The sequence below is a fragment of the Xanthomonas axonopodis genome, from assembly GCF_001304695.1.
Taxonomy (GTDB): Bacteria; Pseudomonadota; Gammaproteobacteria; order Xanthomonadales; family Xanthomonadaceae; genus Xanthomonas; species Xanthomonas axonopodis.
The window spans coordinates 28,640-49,478 of the sequence record NZ_JFAQ01000091.1 but is presented as its reverse complement, the minus strand read 5'-3'; the positions used below and the strand labels follow the sequence as shown (position 1 = coordinate 49,478).

General features: G+C 65.4%; 17 protein-coding genes and 6 pseudogenes. 13 read left to right on the top strand and 10 right to left on the bottom strand.

Annotated features, from left to right (window positions below; all coding sequences use genetic code 11):
- Positions 1–97: 97 nt before the first annotated feature.
- Complete coding sequence (locus tag XAXN_RS09480; protein ID WP_054319354.1) at positions 98–496, top strand: GFA family protein; 399 nt, start codon at positions 98–100, stop codon at positions 494–496.
- Positions 493–1,287, top strand: coding sequence for a DUF4349 domain-containing protein (locus XAXN_RS09475; RefSeq protein ID WP_054319353.1), 795 nt, complete (start codon positions 493–495; stop codon positions 1,285–1,287). Before XAXN_RS09480 ends, XAXN_RS09475 begins: the two co-directional genes overlap by 4 nt.
- A gap of 197 nt (positions 1,288–1,484) precedes the next feature.
- Here the strand turns inward: XAXN_RS09475 and XAXN_RS09470 are convergent, their stop codons facing one another.
- From XAXN_RS09470 to XAXN_RS09460, 4 genes and pseudogenes are all read right to left on the bottom strand, one after another.
- On the bottom strand, positions 1,485–1,778 hold the full coding sequence (locus XAXN_RS09470) for a hypothetical protein (RefSeq protein WP_054319352.1): 294 nt from the start codon (positions 1,776–1,778) through the stop codon (positions 1,485–1,487).
- 78 nt (positions 1,779–1,856) lie between these two features.
- Positions 1,857–2,116 (bottom strand): annotated as a pseudogene (locus tag XAXN_RS22495) (hypothetical protein).
- A 6-nt stretch (positions 2,117–2,122) separates the two neighbouring features.
- Positions 2,123–2,359 (bottom strand): annotated as a pseudogene (locus XAXN_RS22730) (DUF2867 domain-containing protein); the annotation flags it as partial.
- A gap of 47 nt (positions 2,360–2,406) precedes the next feature.
- Positions 2,407–3,398, bottom strand: a pseudogene (locus XAXN_RS09460) (LysR substrate-binding domain-containing protein).
- A 170-nt stretch (positions 3,399–3,568) separates the two neighbouring features.
- On the opposite strand from XAXN_RS09460, the gene XAXN_RS09455 reads away from it, so the two are divergent.
- The gene (locus XAXN_RS09455; protein ID WP_054319350.1) at positions 3,569–4,456 is read left to right on the top strand and encodes a DMT family transporter; all 888 of its coding nucleotides are present in this window, start codon (positions 3,569–3,571) and stop codon (positions 4,454–4,456) included.
- A gap of 31 nt (positions 4,457–4,487) precedes the next feature.
- On the opposite strand, the gene XAXN_RS09450 is transcribed toward XAXN_RS09455, so the two are convergent.
- The 3 genes and pseudogenes from XAXN_RS09450 to XAXN_RS23055 form a co-directional block, all read right to left on the bottom strand.
- Positions 4,488–5,459: a peptidylprolyl isomerase gene (locus XAXN_RS09450; protein WP_054319349.1), complete on the bottom strand. Its 972-nt coding sequence runs from the start codon at positions 5,457–5,459 to the stop codon at positions 4,488–4,490.
- 70 nt (positions 5,460–5,529) lie between these two features.
- Entirely contained in the window at positions 5,530–5,772 is a 243-nt protein-coding gene (locus XAXN_RS09445) for a DUF378 domain-containing protein (RefSeq protein WP_042823024.1), read from the bottom strand.
- A 718-nt stretch (positions 5,773–6,490) separates the two neighbouring features.
- A pseudogene (locus XAXN_RS23055) lies at positions 6,491–6,778 on the bottom strand (type III secretion system effector XopAB); the annotation flags it as partial.
- Between the two features lie 713 nt (positions 6,779–7,491).
- Between XAXN_RS23055 and hap3 the strand changes: the two are divergent.
- Together hap3 and xopF are read left to right on the top strand one after the other, a co-directional pair.
- Positions 7,492–7,938, top strand: coding sequence for an Hpa3 family type III secretion system protein (gene hap3, locus XAXN_RS09440; protein ID WP_054319348.1), 447 nt, complete (start codon positions 7,492–7,494; stop codon positions 7,936–7,938).
- Positions 7,935–9,380, top strand: a pseudogene (gene xopF / locus XAXN_RS22485) (XopF/Hpa4 family type III secretion system effector); the annotation flags it as partial. The gene hap3 and the pseudogene xopF, both read left to right, overlap by 4 nt.
- A 520-nt stretch (positions 9,381–9,900) precedes the next feature.
- Here xopF and XAXN_RS09425 read toward each other — a convergent pair.
- Together XAXN_RS09425 and trxA are read right to left on the bottom strand one after the other, a co-directional pair.
- Positions 9,901–10,350, bottom strand: a complete 450-nt coding sequence (locus XAXN_RS09425; protein ID WP_054319346.1) for a DUF4442 domain-containing protein — start codon at positions 10,348–10,350, stop codon at positions 9,901–9,903.
- A gap of 221 nt (positions 10,351–10,571) precedes the next feature.
- Positions 10,572–11,429 carry a thioredoxin gene (trxA, locus tag XAXN_RS09420; RefSeq protein ID WP_054319345.1) on the bottom strand — a complete coding sequence of 286 codons (858 nt, stop codon included), beginning with the start codon at positions 11,427–11,429 and terminating at the stop codon, positions 10,572–10,574.
- Positions 11,430–11,634: 205 nt separating this feature from the next.
- Between trxA and XAXN_RS09415 the strand changes: the two genes are divergently transcribed.
- From XAXN_RS09415 to XAXN_RS09385, 7 genes are all read left to right on the top strand, one after another.
- The gene (locus XAXN_RS09415) at positions 11,635–12,252 is read left to right on the top strand and encodes a DUF998 domain-containing protein (protein ID WP_054319344.1); all 618 of its coding nucleotides are present in this window, start codon (positions 11,635–11,637) and stop codon (positions 12,250–12,252) included.
- A gap of 67 nt (positions 12,253–12,319) precedes the next feature.
- Positions 12,320–14,962, top strand: a complete 2,643-nt coding sequence (leuS, locus tag XAXN_RS09410) for a leucine--tRNA ligase (protein WP_054319358.1) — start codon at positions 12,320–12,322, stop codon at positions 14,960–14,962.
- 450 nt (positions 14,963–15,412) lie between these two features.
- Positions 15,413–16,057, top strand: coding sequence for an LPS-assembly lipoprotein LptE (locus XAXN_RS09405; RefSeq protein ID WP_054319343.1), 645 nt, complete (start codon positions 15,413–15,415; stop codon positions 16,055–16,057).
- A gap of 22 nt (positions 16,058–16,079) precedes the next feature.
- On the top strand, positions 16,080–17,108 hold the full coding sequence (gene holA, locus XAXN_RS09400) for a DNA polymerase III subunit delta (protein WP_054319342.1): 1,029 nt from the start codon (positions 16,080–16,082) through the stop codon (positions 17,106–17,108).
- Positions 17,105–18,013: a nicotinate-nucleotide adenylyltransferase gene (gene nadD / locus XAXN_RS09395; RefSeq protein WP_054319341.1), complete on the top strand. Its 909-nt coding sequence runs from the start codon at positions 17,105–17,107 to the stop codon at positions 18,011–18,013. The genes holA and nadD overlap by 4 nt, the downstream gene beginning before the upstream one ends.
- A 56-nt stretch (positions 18,014–18,069) precedes the next feature.
- Entirely contained in the window at positions 18,070–18,483 is a 414-nt protein-coding gene (gene rsfS, locus XAXN_RS09390) for a ribosome silencing factor (RefSeq protein ID WP_054319340.1), read from the top strand.
- 9 nt (positions 18,484–18,492) lie between these two features.
- Entirely contained in the window at positions 18,493–19,635 is a 1,143-nt protein-coding gene (locus tag XAXN_RS09385; protein WP_054319339.1) for a J domain-containing protein, read from the top strand.
- Between the two features lie 242 nt (positions 19,636–19,877).
- Here the strand turns inward: XAXN_RS09385 and XAXN_RS09380 are convergent.
- A pseudogene (locus XAXN_RS09380) lies at positions 19,878–20,237 on the bottom strand (alkaline phosphatase PhoX); the annotation flags it as partial.
- 121 nt (positions 20,238–20,358) lie between these two features.
- Between XAXN_RS09380 and rlmH the strand changes: the two are divergent.
- Positions 20,359–20,829 (top strand): 23S rRNA (pseudouridine(1915)-N(3))-methyltransferase RlmH, encoded by a 471-nt coding sequence (gene rlmH / locus XAXN_RS09375; protein ID WP_054319337.1) that lies wholly within the window; start codon positions 20,359–20,361, stop codon positions 20,827–20,829.
- Positions 20,830–20,839 lie beyond the last annotated feature (10 nt).

The window sequence follows — 20,839 nt, the reverse complement described above, 5'->3', positions numbered from 1 at the left end:
TCGGGGCACACGACGGCTGCACGTTGCGGGCGCGATCGCTCGTACACTCCGGTTCCCGGGTGCAGCTTGCTACCCACGCTGCGCGTACACGCACATCATGCTTGCCACCCGCACGGTGGCCTGTTCCAAGGAGGATCACATGCGCCATGCCGGTAGCTGTCATTGCAGACGCATCGCGTTCGATCTGCAAACCGAAGCGCCCATCACCGCGGTCTACGACTGCAACTGTTCGCCGTGTCGCTGCCGCGGCGGTTTGCTCTGGTTCGGCGCGCGCACCCAGCTGCAGCCTCAGGCTGCGCCGGAAGCTATAGGCAGCTATCGCTTCAATCAGCAGCACATCGATCAACAGGATTGCCCGCAGTCCGGGATCGCGCCTTTCAGCGAGGGCCTCAACCCCAAGACCGGCGAAATGGCAGACGCGGTCAATGTGCGTTGCCTACCGGCCCTGGATCTTGCCGGGCTGCAGGTGCATGCCGTCGACGGAGCCAGCCGATGAGCCGCGCCATGCGGCGGTATGCCGCGACCATGCTGCTGGGATGGGCACTGTGCGGGTGTTCCAAGCATCAGGCAGAGATGGCGGCCGACGGCGGCGCTGCGGCGCCGGCCGCGCAGGGTAATGCCTTGGCCTACGAGCACGATGTGCGTATCGAGCTGCCTGCCGACCAGATCGGTCAGCGCATCGCCACCATACGCACTGCCTGCCACGGCGCGCAGTTCGGCGATTGCGCCTTGCTGGCGGTCGAGCAGGAAGGCGGGCGCGACCCCAGTGGGCGCGTCAGCGTACGGCTGGCACCGGACGGGGTCGAACCCATGGTGCAGTTGGCCGGCCAGCATGGCGATGTCGCCGCGCGCAGCACGCGGGCCGAAGATATGGTGCAGCAGATCGCCGACACCAATCTGGCGCAGGCGCGGCTGCAAAAAGAGCATGCGCGCCTGCTCGAATTGCAGCAGCGCCGCGATCTGGCGGTGACCGACCTGCTGGCGGTGTCCAGGCGGCTGGCCGAGATCGAGGCCGAAGCGCAGCAGACCCAACAGCAGTCCGCGCAGCAGCAACGCCGGGTGCGTACGCAGTTACTCACGCTCAATTTCCGCAGTACCGGTGGGGAGCAGGGCAGGGGTGAGATCGCAGAAGCGGCCGCCGAGTTCGGCGAGGTATTTTCCAGCAGCGTGGCGTTCGTCATCCGCGCCGTAGCGGCGCTACTACCGGTGGCTGTGGTCGCACTGATCGCCGGCTGGTTGCTGTTGCAGGCGTGGCGCTGGCGCGTACGTCGGCGCCGGATGTCCTGATGCACCGCGGCTGCGCGGCACTGCCGTGCAGCTGCGGGGTCATCCGATCTGCCATTGCATGCGGTGTGTGTTGTCGGTACCGGGGCGCACGTCGCTCAAGAGGCGCGGCGGCATGCCCAAGCGCAGCAGGACGCATCACAGCGTCACGTGCGATCCAGCAATGCAGCACTGTCACCGCACGTAGGGCTGAGCCTGGCTCAATCTTCGTCGACTTCGTACTCCACAAACACGTCCAGCTGCAGTGCCAGCTCTTGCACCGTGTCGCGTACCTTCTGCGCGGTGGCCTCGTTGCCCGCTTCCACTTCGAACTCGTGGCTGCCCGGGCCTTCGTCGTCCGACAGGCCGGCCGAGCTGGAATCTTCGTCGTCCAGATGCGGCATCAGATCGTCCACTTCTTCCACGTGCTCGATGCCGTCGATGCTTTGCAGCAGGTTGGCAATGGCACGCGCGTCGTCATCGGTGCCGGTGATACGCATGCGGAGGGTAGGCATGGGAGTGTCCTGTGGATTGGGGACATCAAGCCTAGGCATCGCCAGGACAAAACGAGGTGATGGTGCGCGGCGCTCAGCTCACGCGGGCTGTGCCGGCCACGCCTGGCTTGTGAGGGGGGCAAACTGCAACACGCGGCCTACTGCGGCGCGCAGCATCGTCGGCATGACGTGGTGGTGATGCGCGTGATGGATGCAGGCTATGTGGACACGGCACACCAGTTGCGGCAGCTCACCCGTGTGGCCATGGTCAGCGCGATCTCGTGCGTGCCGACCAGACGCAATGCCACCGACGAGCGGAAGCGCAGATGTTTGTCGTCGGCACCCAGCACGATCTGCATTTGCCGTCCGTCGGCATCTTTGCGTTGTGCCAGCATCGGGAAGCGCCCGGCGAAACGTTGCGCTGCGCTCGGGTCGAGCAACGACGACACCGGGCAACCCAGATGCGTGGTGCGTGGTCACAATGGCTTGACCATCAGGTTGCGCAGGTGCATCAAACCGCTCACGCCGCCAGGAGGTTGATCGACGAATGCCTGTAGCACGTCGCATACCAGGCCTTGCAGGCTGTCGCGGCGCAGTTGGCGAGGAACAGCGAAATTTTTCACGCAGATAGCAAGATACCCGCGGGCCTTCATTTCACTGCCGATGCTTTCCGCACACGCCGCCGCGCACGCGGCTCCTGCACGCCTTCGTTCAGCGGCAACGCCACCAACTCGGCGGGCAATGCCGGCATCGGGGTGCGTTCGTCCTGTGCTTCGCGCTTGAGCCAGTCGATGAACAATGCCGCGGCCGGGCTGAGTTCGCGGTGGCTGGGGTGCACGATGTAGTACGCGTAACGCGCCTTGAGCGTGGGGCCGGGCAGGCGTACCAGTTCGTAACGTTGCAGATAGGGCTGGGCGATGTGCTTGCGCGCCAGCATCGCGCCCAGGCCGTACACGGCGGCGCGCATCGCGTCGGTGCTGTCGTTGAAGGTGTGCATCGGCGGCACGGTGGTGCCGCGGACCTGGGCTGCGCGGAGCCAGTCGCGCCAACCCTGCGGCGACATATCGGTCAGTAACGGCAATTGCGCGATCTGCGCCGGCGTGCGCAGGGCAGCCACTTCCGGCAACGACGGCGAGGCCACCGGGAACAGCCCGTCGTCCATCAGGTGATGCGAGGTCAGTCCGGGCCAAGCGCCTTGGCCATAGCGAATACCCAGGTCCGGGCCGCCTTCTTCGAAACGCGAAAAAGCCGTATCCGATTGCAGGTCCATGCGGATATGCGGATAGGCGCGGCAAAAGCGCGGCAGCCGCGGCAACAGCCAGCAGTACGACAGCGACCGCAACGTGGTGACGCGCAGTGGAATGGCGTCTTCGCGCGGATGCAGGTTGCCGGCCACCGCGGCAATCTCGGCCAGTGCGGCGGTGGCCGCATCGGCCAGCTGGCGGCCTTCGGCGGTGAGCTTGACGCCGCGCGGTAGCCGCTGGAACAAGGTCGCACCCAGCAACGCTTCGAGCTTGCGCACATGGTGGCTGACTGCGCTGGCGGTGATGTGCAGTTCTTCGGCGGCGTGGGCGAAGTTTCGATGGCGGGCGGCAGCGGCGAACACGCCCAGCGCAGGCAACGGGTAGGGCGCAGAGTCATCGAGGCATGAGTGAGATTTGTGGCTCGCCCCGATACTACGCGCTTGTCACGCCCATGGCGGCAACCGATGCTGCGTCACCCCTTCGCGACGATCGTGCCATGTCTCTCTGTCTGCCCGCTGCTGTCTTCTGCCGTTTCCTTCCCGCATGGCGCGGTTCGGGAGCGCGGCCATGAGCGCCCAATCGTCGGCGCAGCCCGAGCTTGCGGTACACCAATGGCGCACGCCGCTTGAGCTTGGTTTCTTAGGCGTCGTGTGGGGCTGCTCGTTCCTATTCATGCGCGTGGCCGCCGCCCAAGTTCGGCACCGTGGCGCTGGTGGAATTCGCCTGGCGCTGGGTGCGTTGGTGCTGCTGCCGTTCCTGTGGCTGGCGCGCGAACGTTTCCCGCTGCATCGCTGGCCGATGCTGGCGGCAACCGGTGTGCTCAACTCGGCGTTGCCGTTCCTGCTGTTTGCCTGGGGCGCGCAACACGCACCGGCGGCGGTGGGCGCGATTTGCAACGCGATGACGGTGCTGTTTACCGCGCTGATCGCCTTCCTGTTTTTCGGCGAACGGATCGGCACGCGTCGCGCGCTGGCCCTGCTGGTGGGGTTCATCGGCGTGCTGGTATTGGCCACCGGCAAATCCGCCGGTTTGAGCGTCGGGCCGGCAGCGCTGGCTGGCGCAACTGCCTCGCTGCTGTACGGCATCGGCTACAACCTGGTGAAGCGCCAGATGAGCGATTTGCCGCCTGCTGCGTCGGCAGCGTCCACCCTGGGCTGCAGTGCGCTCTTGCTGGCGCCATTGGCCTGGTGGCAATGGCCGACCACGCCGGTGCCGACGGTGGCGTGGGCCTGCGCCACCGCGTTGGATGTGGTGTGCACCGGGCTGGCGTTCTTGATGTATTACCGGCTGATCCAGCGCATCGGCCCGGCCGGTGCCTCCACGGTGACCTATCTGGTGCCGGTGTTCGGCGCGCTGCTGGCGTGGTCGCTACTGGGCGAACCGCTCACCTGGACCATGCTGATCGCCGCGGTGCTGATCCTCGGCAGCGTCGCCTTCAGCCAGCGCGCCCGCTGAGCAGACGCGACTCGCTCTTGCGATTCCCGATTCAACCAGCAGGCGGTGCACGCACCGGCAACGGCACATTGCACAGGTCGATGTGCCCGGCCGGGCGCTTGTAGAAATCGTCCTTGCGATTGCGGCGCGCTTCGACCACGTCGCGGAAGGTCTGGCTGTCGGTGCGCAGCAATTGCAGTGGTGTGCGCTCGGGCGCAGGCACCTCGCTGGCCAGCCGGATTGCGCGGATCGGCGCGCGTTGCGCGGGGTCTTCGTAAAAGCCCATCGGGTCGGGGCCACGTGGTGTCACACTGAGCAATTCCATGCCTTTGACCACACGCCCGACCACGGTGATGTTGCGATCCAGCTGGCGCGGCGATTGCCCGGTGACCACATACAGTTCGGCGCCGATGCTGCTGTCTTCGTCGTTGTTGCGGCCTGCGCCCAGGGTGCCGTAGCAATGCGCCAGCCAGGTCTTGCCGGTGGCGCTGTCGCGGCCGACCGGGAAGTCGTCGACAAAGCCCACCTGCGGCGCCCAGCCATCGCTATCGGGCAGGCGCTGGAAATCCAGGCCCTGCGATGCGCGTTCGAATTCGGCCGGAAGATGCGTCTTGGCCGAGCCCAGCGATTTGGCCTTGGCCGGCGTCTCGCCATCCGGGTCGCCGAACTGCACCACGAAGTTGTCCTGCGAGCGATAGATGCTCAGCCCGTCCCAGAAGCGCTCATGGGCCAGCGTGCGAATGTTGGCGACGTGCTCCGGCGCAAATTGCGGCGCCAGCTCGATGATCACCCGCCCGGCATCCAACTCCAGGTACAGCGTGCGGTCCGGGTCGAGCACACGCCATGCACTGGCCGGCGAGCTGTCGAGAATCTGTTGCGGGCTACGGTAAGCCGCGTTGGCGGCTGCGGGTAACAGCAGGGCAAGCAGGCAGGCAGAAGCAACGGTGTGCAGGAGCATGAAGGCGGCCAGCAGGAAGGTGTCTGCGATTCTTGCCGACCACGCGCCCGGACGCAAAGCATGCATCGCATGGCATGACGCCGACGCACTGCGTCGGCGTCATGCGCAGATGCGCAGACCTGCCGCAGGCAGGAGGTTACCGATTGTTGCGCACGTGCGGGCTGGTGTGATGCTCGGCGGTGCCATGGTTGTTGCGGAACAGCGGCACCAACTGCCACAGCGCCGAGAGACCCACCAGCGTGTAGACCACGCGCGACAGCAGCGCGTCCTGCCCGCCGAACAGTGCGGCGACAAGATCGAACTGGAACAGGCCGACCAGCCCCCAGTTCAGTCCGCCGACGATAAGAAGCACCAGGGTGATGACGTTGATCGCTTTCATGAAATCATTCCATGTGGGTTGGGAGATCCCAGACTCCGCATGCAGTAGCGAGCAGCCCGTGAGCGTGGCCCACTTGCGGTGCGCGTTGCACACACGTCGCTCACATCCGCCTGCCATGCGTGCCGAGTCGGCGCGTCCAGACAGCGGTTGCCAGTCGCGCAATTGCCGATGGTCGATGCCTTGGCAGATCGGCGGCGATCCAATGTTAGATCGGGGCGATGTTGCTTCATTCACCGCCGAGGTGAACGCTGCAGCGGTGTGCGCATCTTCCGCCTGACGCTGCCCGTATTCCGGCATTCGCACACAGCGGTAACGTGCGCACCTGCGCTGCGATGAACGTGGGGCGACTCCACAATCCCGGCATCTTTCAACAGCGCCCGCATCGGGGCCACACGATCTGCACATCGGCAAGTACGTGTTGCTTGCGCTTTTTTTGCCGATCAATGGCTTCGTCCCGCGCCTGGGGCGCTTTATCCGGCATGTTGCAGGGAGGCCAAGCCTTGCAACATGCCGGAAGATCACCTCACACCAGGTCCTTGGCGTGTTTGCCGGCTCTGCGGAGGAACTTGTGGAACTTCATCTCCAGGTCCCGAACGTTCTTGGACCGCGTTATCTCGCTTCTCATCTGCCCCAGCGTTGATCTGCTCGGGTGACTCCGGGCCGAGGCGTGCTCCGGGTGCGACTGTGCCACGCGGGACGTCGAAGGCGGATGCTGTGGCGCGCTCGCGGCTTTCGCTGCGCTCGAAGACGCTGGCGGTTGCACACCGAATGCCTGGGCGCCTTTCTCGGGGTCAGCCGACGGCGCTCCTGGCGTCTTTCCACTGCTGCGCCTGACGGGCGCACGTCCAAGTGGGCTAAGTGCGGGGTCAGGTGCGGAATCAATTCTGGAGGTCGCGGAGGGCGGGGCACTGGCGAGTTCCATTTGCCGGATCTTCGGCTCCTGAATCTTTGGCGAGTACGTCCCGGTACTGCGGCTGGCCGGATCGACGGATGTGGATGACTTCATCGGGCATAGCTCCTGACGTGTGTACCGCAGATAGATTGCTTGCGTACCGGACGAATGGTGCGCATCGCATGGGGAATGCATCGCAGATGCCGCGGAACCTCCCTCCCTTGGCGGACCTCCCTTGGCGGAGTTCCTGGTGCAATCTGACCTTGCCGGTATTGATGGAGGCGAAGTGGTGACTGCACTGCGCGAAAATTGAACTACCAGACCCGCATGCTCCCTGTCTGTACAGCGGATTTTATATCGCCATACGCGAACCAAATGAGGTTCCGCAACGGCGCTTGGTGCGCAACCGAGATGTAGTGCGTGACAGAGGGCGGTCTTTTCAAACGCACTGGAGTTCGGCAGCCGGCCGTTGTCTGTCTGGTCAGCAATCTCCAAAAATGCGCGTCCATTGCGAGCAGGTCCTCGCGGGTGCATGCCGATGCAGGTCCTGCGCTTTAGGATGACCGCAACGGATTGCGCGCCAAGCGATGGTTATTTGAGAGTGGCATGGCACTGAGGTGCCGAAAAATCTGTGGCCACTACAGCCTTGATAGCTGACTTGAGTTAAAGAGGCAAGCGCGCGGATCGAACTATTTGCGTGAGTCTTTCGCACTTCGTGCGTTGCGCCGGTGATTCGCGCTTTCTTTGCCGTGATTGGGCGCTGACAGTGACACTGCCTGGGCAGAAACAAGCCATAAAGGTCGCATTTCTATTGTGGGATACCTCAGATGACATCCAATCAGATCAATGTTGATTCCATGTTGACTTCGTTCTTTTCCGGTCTTGGTATTCGCCTGGGCCTGACCGATGCACTGGTGCAGCGCCTGCGTGAAGGCGAGACCGTTCTCGGGCCTGCGGGCATGCTGTGTCGCGTGCATGCGCAACCCCAGAACGATGGCGTGTCGGGATTTCCGGAAGTCATCCTGCCGTTGGCTGCTCGCGAACTCGGTGGCGACGAAGTCGTCACACTGCTTGCGCTGCAAGAGCAACTGCTGACCGAGTACGGGTGGAGGCTGACGATGTCCAATCTGGGCCTGCTGTGCATCTGCCCATTGTTGCTCGCGCAGACGCCCGAAGACGTGGCAGCCACTCTTGAGCGGGGGCAGATCGTTGCACGTGTCGTGTTGGATGCGTTGGTGAGGCAGGCGGGCGACGCGAAGGAGGCTGTCGTATGAAGCTCCAACGCCAGAACAGCGCTCCAGCGTCTATCCCAAATGTGTCGTCCGGAAATCCCGATGCGGCCCACGCAAGCGAACCGTTTGTGCCAGAGGCGCAGACACCTCGTTCAACGTTGCTGGAGGGGCTGCCGGCAGCAAGCCCGCGCTTGCGCGCGCGCGCAGGAAAGACCACGACGCTACCATCGGGCAAATTGTCCGCCGCCAAGGCCAGACAGTGGCGTCCGGAAGCGGGCGAATCCTCCCGCGCTGCGTCTGAGCGCGCGGAGAGCCAGCATCGCGCTGGACGGCATCCAGGCGACCAGCAGGCCGCTTCTTCTTCGGCGATGCAGGGGTCTTACGCGGAGCGCTGTGTCGCCGCTTGCGAACGCCTTAAGGCGCAACTGCGTGCAGGTCTGAAGGATCGTCCGTTTGCAGAGCCGTCGGACGAGCAGCTCGCATTGCAGGCGGAATACTTGCAATGGGCGGATGCCCGTTTGCAGGAGCGTGTTGAAGCGTTCGGTCCGGACGCCGCCTACGAAGTTGCCGGGGATATGAAGGCGGTCGGCATGAAAGCGTCGCTGCCCATTGCCTATGAAAGTCTCAGATCGTTTTTCGTTGGCGCGTTGCGGACGCCGCTCGGCATTTCTGCAGCCACTGCCTACCAAAGCAGCCGCCCGCCCGCTTCCGAGCCCTTGAATACAGCGACCCTTGCTGGGGTGATCTCGGGAATGGGATCGCATACCTGCGACACGCTGTTGATTCCATCGATGGACAGGCGTGCGCGCGTCGCCAATCTGCCGCGTTTCCAGGCGATCGATCCCAAGATCCTGGTGCCGGACCCGCCGCCGGTCCTGTTGGAAGTCACCCCTGAGGGAGGCAAGCGCTTCGTGCGTCCTGGAGAAAAGGGTACGCCGACCCGTGCCGAGCTCACGGCACAGGCCTATGACCGTCGGGCAGGAATCTCGCAGTGCCAGTCTGAATTGGACGATACGGCGTTGGACACCATGCCCCTTGAGCCGACTATCAGCGGCGGCTTTAATGCCGCGCGGCGCACCTCAGGGGACCCCGTCACCCGCACGGCGCTTGCCGAGGTTGGCTTGGCTAGGCTGGCGGTTGGTGGTGCAGGCGCTTTGCACAAGGCGTTGCTGGACACCGGTAAGGCAATGGGGCCCACTGGCCAGATGACGGTTCCCGATCTGCTCGGTGGGCATCAGCGCTTGAATTTGTTCGCTCTTGCATTGCCGGACAAGACACGTCCTCCTGCCAAGTGGTCCGATGCGGTGCACTTTCCCAGCTATCTGTTGCAGACAGGTCGGGAAGCGATGGCGCTAGCTAGACAGGCGTTCAGCACGGCGAACGTGGTAACGACAGCACTGCGCGATGTGCTGGGACGCCCTATGGTCGGCAATGTGCTGGCCGACATGGTGTCGCTGTTGATCGCTTCCCCTCTGAGAGGAGGGTAATGGGGGCGGCGCGGTGATCGCAGAAGTGTCTGCGCAATTGCACGCGCTTGGCGTGGCTTTGCGTCGGAAGGAAGCGCTGCAGCAGTGGCAACAGGGTAGACTTGAGTGCCTAGACGCGGGCGCGCCTGGCCAGGGCCATGACCAAACGCAAGCGCTATGGGTTGCAGCTAAGTCTGAGGTTCGTAGCGCTTGCGTCAGCCCGGCGTTATCAGCATGCCAGCACGCTGGCTTGTCTGGGAGCAACGGGTTCTAAGCGATGCCGCCTATGGCCTGATACAAAACCGATGTGCGTTGCGCGACAAGGGCAGCAACGGACCAGCACGCCTGCGGCTGCGGGGGGAGCGACTATCGCTGCGCACATCGCAAAGGTCCTGCGCGGTTCCTGCTACGGCAATCGCACCTGGTCATGAGGGGCGTGCAGGGGTTTCGCTCCGGCATCATCCGTTGCATGAGCGGCGAGGCGAGCGAAGCATGCATCGCCGTGTCAGCTGGCGTGGCCGCGTCACTGCCGTCATCCTCAACGTGCCGGCTTGCGTTTGACGTAGAGCTGCTTGCGGACGTGTGCGACAACTTCGCCGTCGCGGTTGTAGACCGTGTTCTCGAACCAGCGCAGATGTTTCTCGCCGTTTGCAGTGGCCTCGCGCAATTGCGCCAGCACGCTGTCGTCGATGACGAAATCCGCCGTCACCGTGCCGCGCCCGGGCTTGACGAATTCGATGCTGCCGGCCTCGTCCCACACGTAGTAATCGCGGCCCAGGTTGTGCATGGTCAGCAGCATCCAGAACGGGTCGGTCATCGCAAACAGGCTGCCGCCGAAATGGGTGCCGACATAGTTGCGATTCCACGGGCGCTGGCGCAGTTCCACCCGCGCAAAGCGGTAGTCGGCCGAGAGCACGGTGACGCGGATGCCGGCGAACAAGAACGGCGGCCACAGATTGATGCCTAACTTGAACAGCGATGCGCGCATGCAGGCCTGTTTCCTTGGCGAGGGAAGTGCTTAGCATAACATTCGCATGCGTATGGAGTGGGCTTCAACCGCCCACCTCGGCCCGGCCGCCCGTGTTCGTAGGAGTGGACCTGGCCGCGACCCAGCCTTGCCGGGGAAGCGCGATTGCGACCGGCAGGAATAACTCGTCGCGGCCAGGTCCGCCCCTACGTGCACGTCTGGCGCCGCAGTGCCAGCGGCTATCAGAACACCAGCGCCGACATCTTGCGCCGATAGCGGCCGACCAGGTCTTCGTCCTCGATCACGCGGAAGGCATCGATCAGGCTACGGCGCGGCAGGTTGTCGTCGAACGTGCGGTCCTGGCGCAGCATTTCCAGGAATTGCTCCAACGCCGCTTCGTCGTTGCCGTCGAGCAGGTGGCGCACGCCGAGCAGGTGACGTGCGCGCAGGTCGGCGCTGTTGGCCTCCACGGCGGCCTGCAAGGTGCCGGCATCCGGGGCGTCCTTGAGGACGTTGGCAAAGCTCAGCCGCGCCTTGGCGCGCACCGCGCGGTCGTCGGTGGCCAGGTTGGCGGGCAGGGCGTCGATCAACTGCTCGGCTTCGGCGGTGTCGCCGGTCTTGAGCAGGGCCAGCGCCAGGTCCAGCTTGAGTTCGTCCTTGTCCGGTTCGGCAGCGATCGCCTCACGCAGCGCCGCGGCCTGCGCCTGCGGGTCGAGCGGCGCCAGCGGCACGTCTTCGGCTACCTGCGGCTCGGCCGGCAGCACGCCATGCTGGGTCAGGAATTCGCGCACCTGGCCTTCCGGCATGGCGCCGGGGAAGCCGTCGACGATTTCGCCGCCCTTGACCAGGAACACCGTCGGCACGGAACGGATCTGGAACGCCGCAGCGATCTGCTGTTCCTTGTCCACATCGACCTTGCCCAGCTCGAATGCACCGTTGTACTCGCCGGCCAGCTTTTCCAGGATCGGCGTCAGCGACTTGCAGGGGCCGCACCAGGTGGCCCAAAAGTCCACCAGCACCGGTGTCGTCAACGATTTCTGCAGGACCTCGGTCTCGAAGGTGTCGGTGGTGGCATCGAATACATGCGGCTTGTCGGACATGGGCTTCCAGAAGTTAAGTGCGGCAACAGTGGAAGGTAATGGTGGCAAACGCGGCTGACACAAGCCTAGCCGCAATGACGCGCTCGCGTGCCCGGGAAGGCACCTTTCGCATGGCCGTGTGAGCGTCGGGGGTTCACGCCGCGCCCGGCCGGCACGACAATGCCGCATTCTGGCGGCGCTTCGCGCCCCGTGCTGGAGTAAGCCAATGGCAACCACCGAACGCGCACCGCGCTACATGGGCCTGATCGCCGCAACGGTCTTCGTGCTGGCACTGGCCGGTTTCGGTGTCACGCTGCCGGGCTATCTGCAGGCCAGCCATCCGGTGGCGCTGTTGGGCGCGCAGGGCGTGCCGCATGCGCTGGGCTTCAATCTGGTCGCGTTCGTGCTGGTGGGCGCGCTGAGCATGGCCACCGGGGTCAGCCTGCTGACGCGCATGCCGCCCAAGGCCAGCTGGAGTCTGCGCGTGGGCGGGCAGTTGATCGTGCTGGCCGGCCTGGCCTTTCTGGGCATGGGCATGCTGCCGCTGGACCCCACCGATCTGGATGGCCGCGCCAGCCAGGCCCATGCCATCGCTTGGTTGTTGTGGGCGGTGGCGTTCGTGCCCGGCATGTTGTTGATTGCCGCCGCGCTGCTCAACGATGCCACGACCCGCACACTGGCCTGGTTGAGCCTGGCGGCAGGGCTGCTGGTGGCGGTGCTGGCGTTCGGCCCGCCCGGCCTGGTGCGCCAGGCCATTGCGCAACGGCTGGCGTTCCTGGCCTGGGTCGGCTGGCTGGCGGTGGCGGGGTGGATCTGGCCGCCGAAGCCTGCGGCGCTGCGGTAACGGTTTGGTCCACCTGCTGCACTGCGGTACCCTGTACCGCTTTGCACCGCCCGAGCATCCGCTCCCAATGTCCACCGTCGAACCGAACGTCTACGACCCGCAGCAGGTCGAAACCTCCGCCCAGCAGTTCTGGGATGCCACCCGCGCCTTCCAGGTCGACGAGAACTCGGAGAAACCCAAGTTCTATTGCCTGTCGATGCTGCCGTACCCGTCCGGTGCACTGCACATGGGCCATGTGCGCAACTACACCATTTCCGACGTGGTCAGCCGCTACAAGCGCATGACCGGCCACAACGTGCTGCAGCCGATGGGCTGGGATGCGTTCGGGTTGCCGGCCGAAAACGCCGCCATCAAGAACAAGACCGCGCCGGCCAAGTGGACCTACGCCAACATCGAGCACATGCGCGCGCAGCTGAAATCGCTGGGCTATGCCATCGATTGGTCGCGCGAGTTCGCCACCTGCACGCCGGACTATTACGTGCACGAGCAGCGCATGTTCACCCGCTTGATGCGCAAGGGCCTGGCCTATCGCCGCAACGCGGTGGTGAACTGGGACCCGATCGACCAGACCGTGCTGGCCAACGAGCAGGTCATCGACGGCCGCGGCTGGCGCTCCGGCGCGCTGGTGGAAAAGCGCGAGATCCCGCAGTGGTTCCTGCGCATCACCGATTATGCCCAGGAACTGCTGGACGGCCTGGACCAGCTGGACGGCTGGCCGGATTCGGTCAAGACCATGCAGCGCAACTGGATCGGCCGCTCGGAAGGGCTGGAGATCCAGTTCGACGTGCGCGACACCAATGGTGCGGCACTGGACCCGCTGCGCGTGTTCACCACCCGCCCGGACACGCTGATGGGCGTGACCTTCGTGTCGATCGCCGCCGAGCATCCGCTGGCCTTGCATGCGGCCAAATCCAATCCGGAACTGGCCGCGCTGCTTGAAACGCTCAAGCACGGCGGCGTCTCCGAAGCCGAGCTGGAAACCCAGGAAAAACGCGGCATGGCCACCGGCCTGACCGCGGTCCACCCGATCAGCGGCGAGCAGGTGCCGGTGTGGGTGGCCAACTTCGTGCTGATGGGCTACGGCACCGGCGCGGTGATGGCCGTTCCAGGCCACGACCAGCGCGATTTCGAATTCGCCAATAAGTACGGCCTGCCGATCGTGCAGGTGGTCAAGCTGCGCGAGCCGCGCAACGAAGAAGAGCAGACCTGGGATGCCACCCACTGGCGCGATTGGTACACCGACAAGAGCCGCGCGCTGGAGCTGATCAATTCGGCCGAGTTCGACGGCCTGGATTTCGGCGGCGCCTTCGAAGCACTGGCCGAGCGCTTCGAGCGCAAGGGCCAGGGCCAGCGCCGGGTCAATTACCGCCTGCGCGACTGGGGCGTGAGCCGCCAGCGTTACTGGGGCTGCCCGATTCCGGTGATCTATTGCGCCAAGTGCGGCGCGGTGCCGGTGCCGGAGGACCAGTTGCCGGTGGTGCTGCCGGAAAACGTGGAATTTTCCGGCACCGGTTCGCCGATCAAGACCGACCCGACCTGGCGCCAGACCACCTGCCCGGACTGCGGCGGCCCGGCCGAGCGCGAAACCGACACCTTCGATACCTTCATGGAATCGAGCTGGTACGTGGCGCGCTACACCAGCCCGAATGCACGCGACATGGTTGACCGCCGCGCCAATTACTGGATGCCGGCCGACCTGTATGTGGGCGGCATCGAGCACGCGATCCTGCACCTGATGTACTTCCGCTTCTATCACAAGCTCATGCGCGACGCGCGGCTGGTGGATAGCGACGAGCCGGTGACCAATCTGCTCACCCAGGGCATGGTCATCGCCGACACCTTCTACCGCGATGCCGACAACGGCGGCAAGGACTGGATCAACCCGGCCGACGTCGAGATCCAGCGCGACGAGCGCGGCCGTGTCACGGGCGCGGTGCTGATCGCCGACGGCAAGCCGGTGCACATCGGCGGCACCGAGAAGATGTCCAAGTCCAAGAACAATGGCGTGGACCCGCAGTCGATGGTGGCCAAGTATGGCGCCGATACGGTGCGGCTGTTCTCGATGTTCGCCGCGCCGCCGGAGCAGTCGCTGGAGTGGAACGAGGCCGGCGTGGACGGCATGGCGCGCTTCATGCGCCGGCTGTGGGTGCAGGTGCACAAGCATGTGGGCGCGGGCGCGGCCGCCGCGCTGGATGTCGCCGCGTTGAGCGTCGAGCAGAAGGCGATCCGCCGCAAGACCCACGAGACCATCGGCAAGGTCAGCGACGACTATGGTCGCCGCCACAGCTTCAACACCGCCATTGCCGCGGTGATGGAATTGTCCAACGCGCTGGCCAAGTTCGACGACGCCAGCGAACAGGGCCGCGCGGTGCGCCAGGAAGCGCTCGAGGCGATGGTGCTGCTGTTCAATCCGATCACCCCGCACGCCAGCCACGCGTTGTGGCAGATCCTGGGGCGTGGCGAGACGCTGCTGGAAAACGTGGCGTTCCCGCAGGCCGATGCCAGCGCGCTGGTGCGCGATGCCTTGACGCTGGCAGTGCAGATCAACGGCAAGTTGCGCGGAACCATCGATGTCGCTGCCGATGCGACCCGCGAACAGATCGAAGCGCTGGCGCAGGCCGAACCGAACGCCGCCAAGTTCCTCGAAGGCCTGAGCGTGCGCAAGATCATCATCGTGCCCGGCAAGATCGTGAACATCGTCGCGGGGTAAGCCTTGCTGATCCGTTAGCTACTGCACACTGCACCGGCGTGCGATGTGCGGTGTGCTACTGCGACGGCTCTGGCGATGCACTGCATGGGCGCGCAGCAACACAGAAGGCGAGGGTGATCGGCGAGATGCGCCAGGCGTCTGCGGCGTTCGTTCCATCGGCGCGCGACGACGCGCTGCTGGCTTTTTTGCGAAATCACTGCATCGGCGCGGGGCGTGGCTTACGTGGGCACGGCTTTCGTTTTCGACACTGCCTTTCACTGGTGCGCACGGACGCGCGGGGGGAGTGTTGGTGTTGGTTGCCGACGACTCGTTTCACTGACGCGTGGCGACGCGTTTGTCATCCATGGGGCGCAGCAGTTTTTCGCGACGCCCTCTCAAGCCCCGTTCACGCGGTCTCGGGCAGGCTAGCCGCCTGTTGCCGCCGCCGGGGCGCTCATCCAGACTGTGCCCATGATTCGATTTCCTACTGCCTTCGCTGCGTCCCTCGTGCTCGTCTCGAGCCTCACCGCCTGCGGCTTCCATTTGCGCAATTCGCTGGCGTTGCCGCCCGACACACCGGCGGTGAAGGTGCAGTCCTCCGTGCAGTACAGCGAGCTGGCCAAACTGTTGCGGCGCGGTCTCAAGGCCTCCGGTGCCACGCTGGCGGATGAAGACGCCAAGACCGGCTTTGCGCAGTTGCAGGTGTTGTCCGAACGTTGGGGCGATCTGCCGATCGCCATCGACAGCCAGGGCCGTGCGCAGGAATACAGCCTGCGCTACGCGGCCATTTTCACCGTCACCACCGCCAATGGCTCGGTGCTGGTGCCGCAGCAGGTGATCGAGCTGTCGCGCGATTACGTGTCCCCACCGGTGGACGCCACCGGTACGGCGACCGAGCGCGAAATCCTGGCCGACGAACTGCGCAAGGACATGTCGGCCTCGATCCTGCGTCGTATCGACAGTGTGGTGCGGGCACGTCTGCAGCGCGGCGAAGGTCTGGAGAGCACGCCGACCGCGCCATTGCCGCCGGCCCCGACGGCGCCAGCGCAGCCCACCACGACGCCCGAATCCAGCGTGCCGGCCTCGTTGCCGCCCGCGCCCACGTCGGGCAACTGAGCCGCGCCCCGCGTTTTCGGTGATGGAACTTCGCCCAGAGCAGCTGGCCGGCCAGTCCAGCCAGCCATTGCAGCCGGTGTATCTGATCGCCGGTCCCGAGACCTTGCGTGTGCTTGAGGCCGCCGATGCGGTGCGCGCGCGCGCGCGCGCCGAAGGCATCGGCGAACGTGAAGTGTTCGACGCCGATGGCCGCGAGTTCGACTGGAATCAGCTCGACGCCAGCTTCAATGCGCCCAGCCTGTTCAGTCCGCGCCGTCTGGTCGAAGTGCGCCTGCCCAGCGGCAAGCCCGGCAAGGACGGGGCCGAGGTCATCACCCGCTTCTGCGCCAACCCGCCGCCGGACGTGGTGCTGCTGATCACCGCCAACGACTGGAGCAAGGCCCACCACGGCAAGTGGGCCGAGGCGGTGGGTCGCATTGGCACCATTGCGGTGGCCTGGGCGATCAAGCCGCACGAACTGTCCGACTGGATCGAGCGCCGCCTGCGCGCACACGGCCTGCGCGCCGACGCCGCTGCCGTGCAGCGCCTGAGCGAGCGGGTGGAAGGTAACCTGCTCGCCGCCGCACAGGAAATCGACAAGCTCGCCCTGTTGGCCGATGGCAAGACGCTGGATCTGGAGGCGATGGAATCGCTGGTGGCCGATGCCGCGCGCTACGACGTGTTCCGGTTGGCCGAAACCACTTTTTCCGGGCAGCCGGCCGCGGTGATCCGCATGCTTGCCGGCCTGCGTGCCGAAGGCGAGGCGGTCGCCGCGCTGATGCCCATTCTGATCAAGGAACTGCTGCGCACCGCATCGTTGGCGAAGGTACAAGCCAGCGGCGGCAACCTGGCTGCCGAAATGAAGGCGCAAGGGCTGTGGGAATCGCGCCAGGCGCCCTTCAAGCGCGCGCTGCAGCGTCACCCCGAACCGCACCGCTGGGAACGCTTCGTCGCCGAAGCCGGGCTGGTCGATCGCATGGCCAAAGGCCGCGCCGACGGCGACGCCTGGGTTGGTCTGGAACGCCTGCTGGTGGCCGTGGCCGAAGCGCGCGCGGTGAGATTGCTGGCGTGAGGGCGGGGCAGGCCGGAGCCACACAGCAGTGCGCCGGTACCCAAGAGCGGGAGCCCAAGCCCCGAGCCGATGAGACGGCAGACCCAAACGCACCGCTGGCAGACCCAATCAGTTCCGCCTCGACGTCGCCGGCCAGGCACGCCCAGCCGGTTACGTCAGACCCGTTTCTTTCCGCATCCCAACTCCCGAATCCCGAATCCCGAATCGATGCCGATTCCCGACTCCCGATTCCCGATTCCCGGCTCCGTCTCTATTACGGCGGCACCTTCGACCCGATCCATCGGGGCCACCTGGCCATCGCCTGCGCGGCGCGCGACGAACTGGGCGCGTGCGTGCAACTGGTGCCGGCCGCCGACCCGCCGCATCGCCCTGCGCCCGGCGCCACCGCCGCACAGCGTGCGCAGATGCTGCAACTGGCGCTGGCCAACTATCCAGGCCTGCAACTGGATACCCGCGAACTGCAGCGCGCCGCGCATTGCGATGCGCCGTCCTACACGGTCGATACCTTGCGCGAGCTGCGTGCCGAACTCGGCCCTGCGGCGCCGATCGCCTGGTTGCTCGGCGCCGATGCCTTCGTCGGGCTGCACCACTGGCATCAGTGGGAGGCGTTGTTCGGGCTGGCGCATTTCGTGGTTGCCGCCCGACCGGGCACACCATTGACGCTGGCCGACGCCCCGCAGCTGGCCGCGGCGGTGCAGGGCCGCTGGGGCGCAAGCGCGGACGCGCTGTTCAGCGCGCCGGCGGGCCGTCTGTATCTGCTGCATCAGCCACTGCGCGGCGAATCGGCCAGCGCGGTGCGTTCATGCATCGCGACCGGTGCGCAATGGCAGAGTCTGGTGCCGCCGCCGGTGGCCGGAATGATCCAGCGCGAAGGCCTGTACCGCGGCGTTCGCCCGGCTACCTGAACACGCGTCCGGCCGGACCGGCCTATAATTCACGCCAATTCCATCGAGTTGCCGCTTTGACCAGCCAAGCCCAAGTCATCAAGACCTCCCTTCCGAACCCGCCGCCGTCCGTGCCGGCCCTGTTGGCTACCGTGCGCGAGGCTGTCGAAGAACTCAAGGCCAAGGACGTGGCCGAGATCGATGTGCGCGGCAAGTCCAGCGTCTGCGACTACATGGTAGTGGTCTCCGGCACCTCGACCCGCCACGTCAAATCGATCGCCGACGAAGTGGTCAAGTTCGCCAAGCGTCTGGACGTGATGCCGCTGGGCGTGGAAGGCGAGCGCGAAGCCGAATGGGTGCTGGTTGACCTGGGCGATGTGGTGGTGCATGTGATGCTGCCGCGCGTGCGCGAATTCTATGCACTGGAGCGTCTGTGGACCGTGGGCGACCAGCGCCCGGACGACAGTGACGTCGTCGCCGATTCGGAGTAACTGGAAGCGATGTCCCGCAAGTCCGCGTTATCCCTGCCCGACACGCCCGTCGCCAATGCCCTGCACCAACTGAGCCTGATGCCGGGGCAAGCCAGCGGCCAGGAGGTGTCGAAGGCGCGCAAGCGCTTCGACCGGCTGCTGCGCGATCTTCAGCGCCATCGCGCCCAGTTGCACGCCTGGCGTGACGCGATCGACCAGTGGCGCGCACGCTACCTTGCCGAGGTGGTGCCGTTGTTGAATCAACAATGTGAGCTGGAGATCGAACAGATCCATCTTCTTGACAACATCGCTGCCACGGTCAAGTTGAGCAAGGCCGACCGTGCGTTCGTGTCGGCGGAGATCTGCGATCTCGCCGGCCCGCTGATCGAAGCCGGTCACGTCGAACTCAAGCCGCTCTACGAACGTCACAGCGAGATCGGCTACGACGAAGAAATCAATCAATCCGATACGATGATGAAACACGTCATCGGTCAACTGTATGGACTGGACCCCGAAGAAGTGGATTCGGTCGATTCCCCGGAGGCGCTCTTCGAACGGGTCAACGCGCGCCTGGATCAGGCGCAGGCAGACGCCGATCATGCACGCGAGCAGGCCAAACAGCGGGCTGGCCAGCAACGGCGTCGCCGCTCGGACAAAAAAGCCGCATCGCGACAGGCCGAGCCGCCTCCATTGCGCGAGCTGTATCGCAAGTTGGCCAGCAGCCTGCACCCGGATCGCGCCAGCGACGCCGGCGATCACGCCACCCGCACCGCGCTGATGCAGCGGCTCAATGCCGCCTACAAGGGGAACGACCTTTTGGGCCTGCTCGAACTGCAGGCGCAGATCGGTCTGCTGGATGCGCAAGGCGTGGATGCGATCGACCCGGTCCGTCTTCAGGACTACAACCGCGAACTGGATCGCCAGTGCAAGGAGCTCAAGCACCAGCTGGCCCTGCACGCGATGGATTTTTGCCACGAATACGGACTGGACCTGCCGGCGCAACCCAAGCCCGAGCGGCTGGAAAGACTGCTGACCCACTACAAGCGGGATGTGTCCGACGATGTGGGCCAGTTGCAGCGGGAAGTGCGCCAGATGCGTGCGCTTGACGATGCGCAATCGATCAAGCGCTGGCTCAAGCTGCAACGGCAACGCGACCGCTTCCTGTTTTACTGAGAAGGGCCTGCGTCATGGCTGCCGCGATCGCCGTGCGAGCGTTCTCGGTGGACGATCAGGCATCGTGTCGTGGTCCAGGATCGCGTTGCGAGATGCTTGCGCTCGCCATGGTGGCCGTGGTGTCGGCATCAGCGATGGCGGCAACGCGCGGCAACCGCTCGCACGCAAGGCGTTGCCGCGCAGCGCACAGGGATGCACCAGGGCCGCCGCAGATTTCTTCAACCGCCAAGGCAAGGCGCTTGTTCCAGGCCGCGCAGCGAGTCGCTACCGGGACGCCAGTCGGGTCGGCGCAGGCCGACCACGGCCATGCCGTCGTGTCGGTCGGGGCAGGGCTGGCCATCGTCCATGCAGTCGCCGCTCCAGCCGAACGAGCGATAGCTGAAACCCTGTGGCAGCTGCAGCAGTGGCAAACCGGTGCTCTGGTCGGCGACCGGGGCGAGTGGGCCGTAACGGCTGGGCACCGGCGCCAGCTGCGTTGACGGCGAGGTGGCGGCCTGGGCCTGGCGCGACTGCAATGCGCCCAAGCTGCCAAGGGCGCTGACGACCATGCCGGCAGCACTGCCCTTGAGAACCTGGCGGCGGGCGGGATCGGAAATCGGCATCGAACGATTCCTGCGTGGCTGGGTGGTCGGGCGACACTAATTGCCGGCTGTAACCACACCATGACACGCAGTGACACATTGCCGCGGACGGCCCGGGCTGTGACGCGGATATCATGTGGCCATGAAATGCCGACTCATCGCCACCGGCGAGCGCGCACCGAGCTGGGTGGCGCAAGGTTTTGCCGAATATCAAAAACGTCTGTCGCACTGGATGCCGCTGGAGCTGGTCGAGATCGAACCCGGCCTGCGCGGCAAGGGCCGCGATGCGCAGCGCGCGACCGACGACGAAGGCCGTCGCGTGCTCGCCGCGCTGCCGAAAAATGCCTACGTGGTGGCGCTTGATGTCCCGGGGCGCCCGCTCAGTTCCGAGCAGCTTGCCCAGCGCGTGGAGCATTGGCGCGGACAAGGGCGCGACCTGGCGTTTCTCATCGGCGGGCCGGAAGGTCACGCGGCGGAGGTGCTGAAGAGCGCCAGCGAAAGCTGGTCGATCGGCCCACTCACGCTGCCGCACATGCTGGTGCGCCTGATCGTCGCCGAGCAGCTGTATCGCGCCGCAGCGATGCTGGCCAATCATCCGTATCACCGCGCATAAGAGCGGCCAA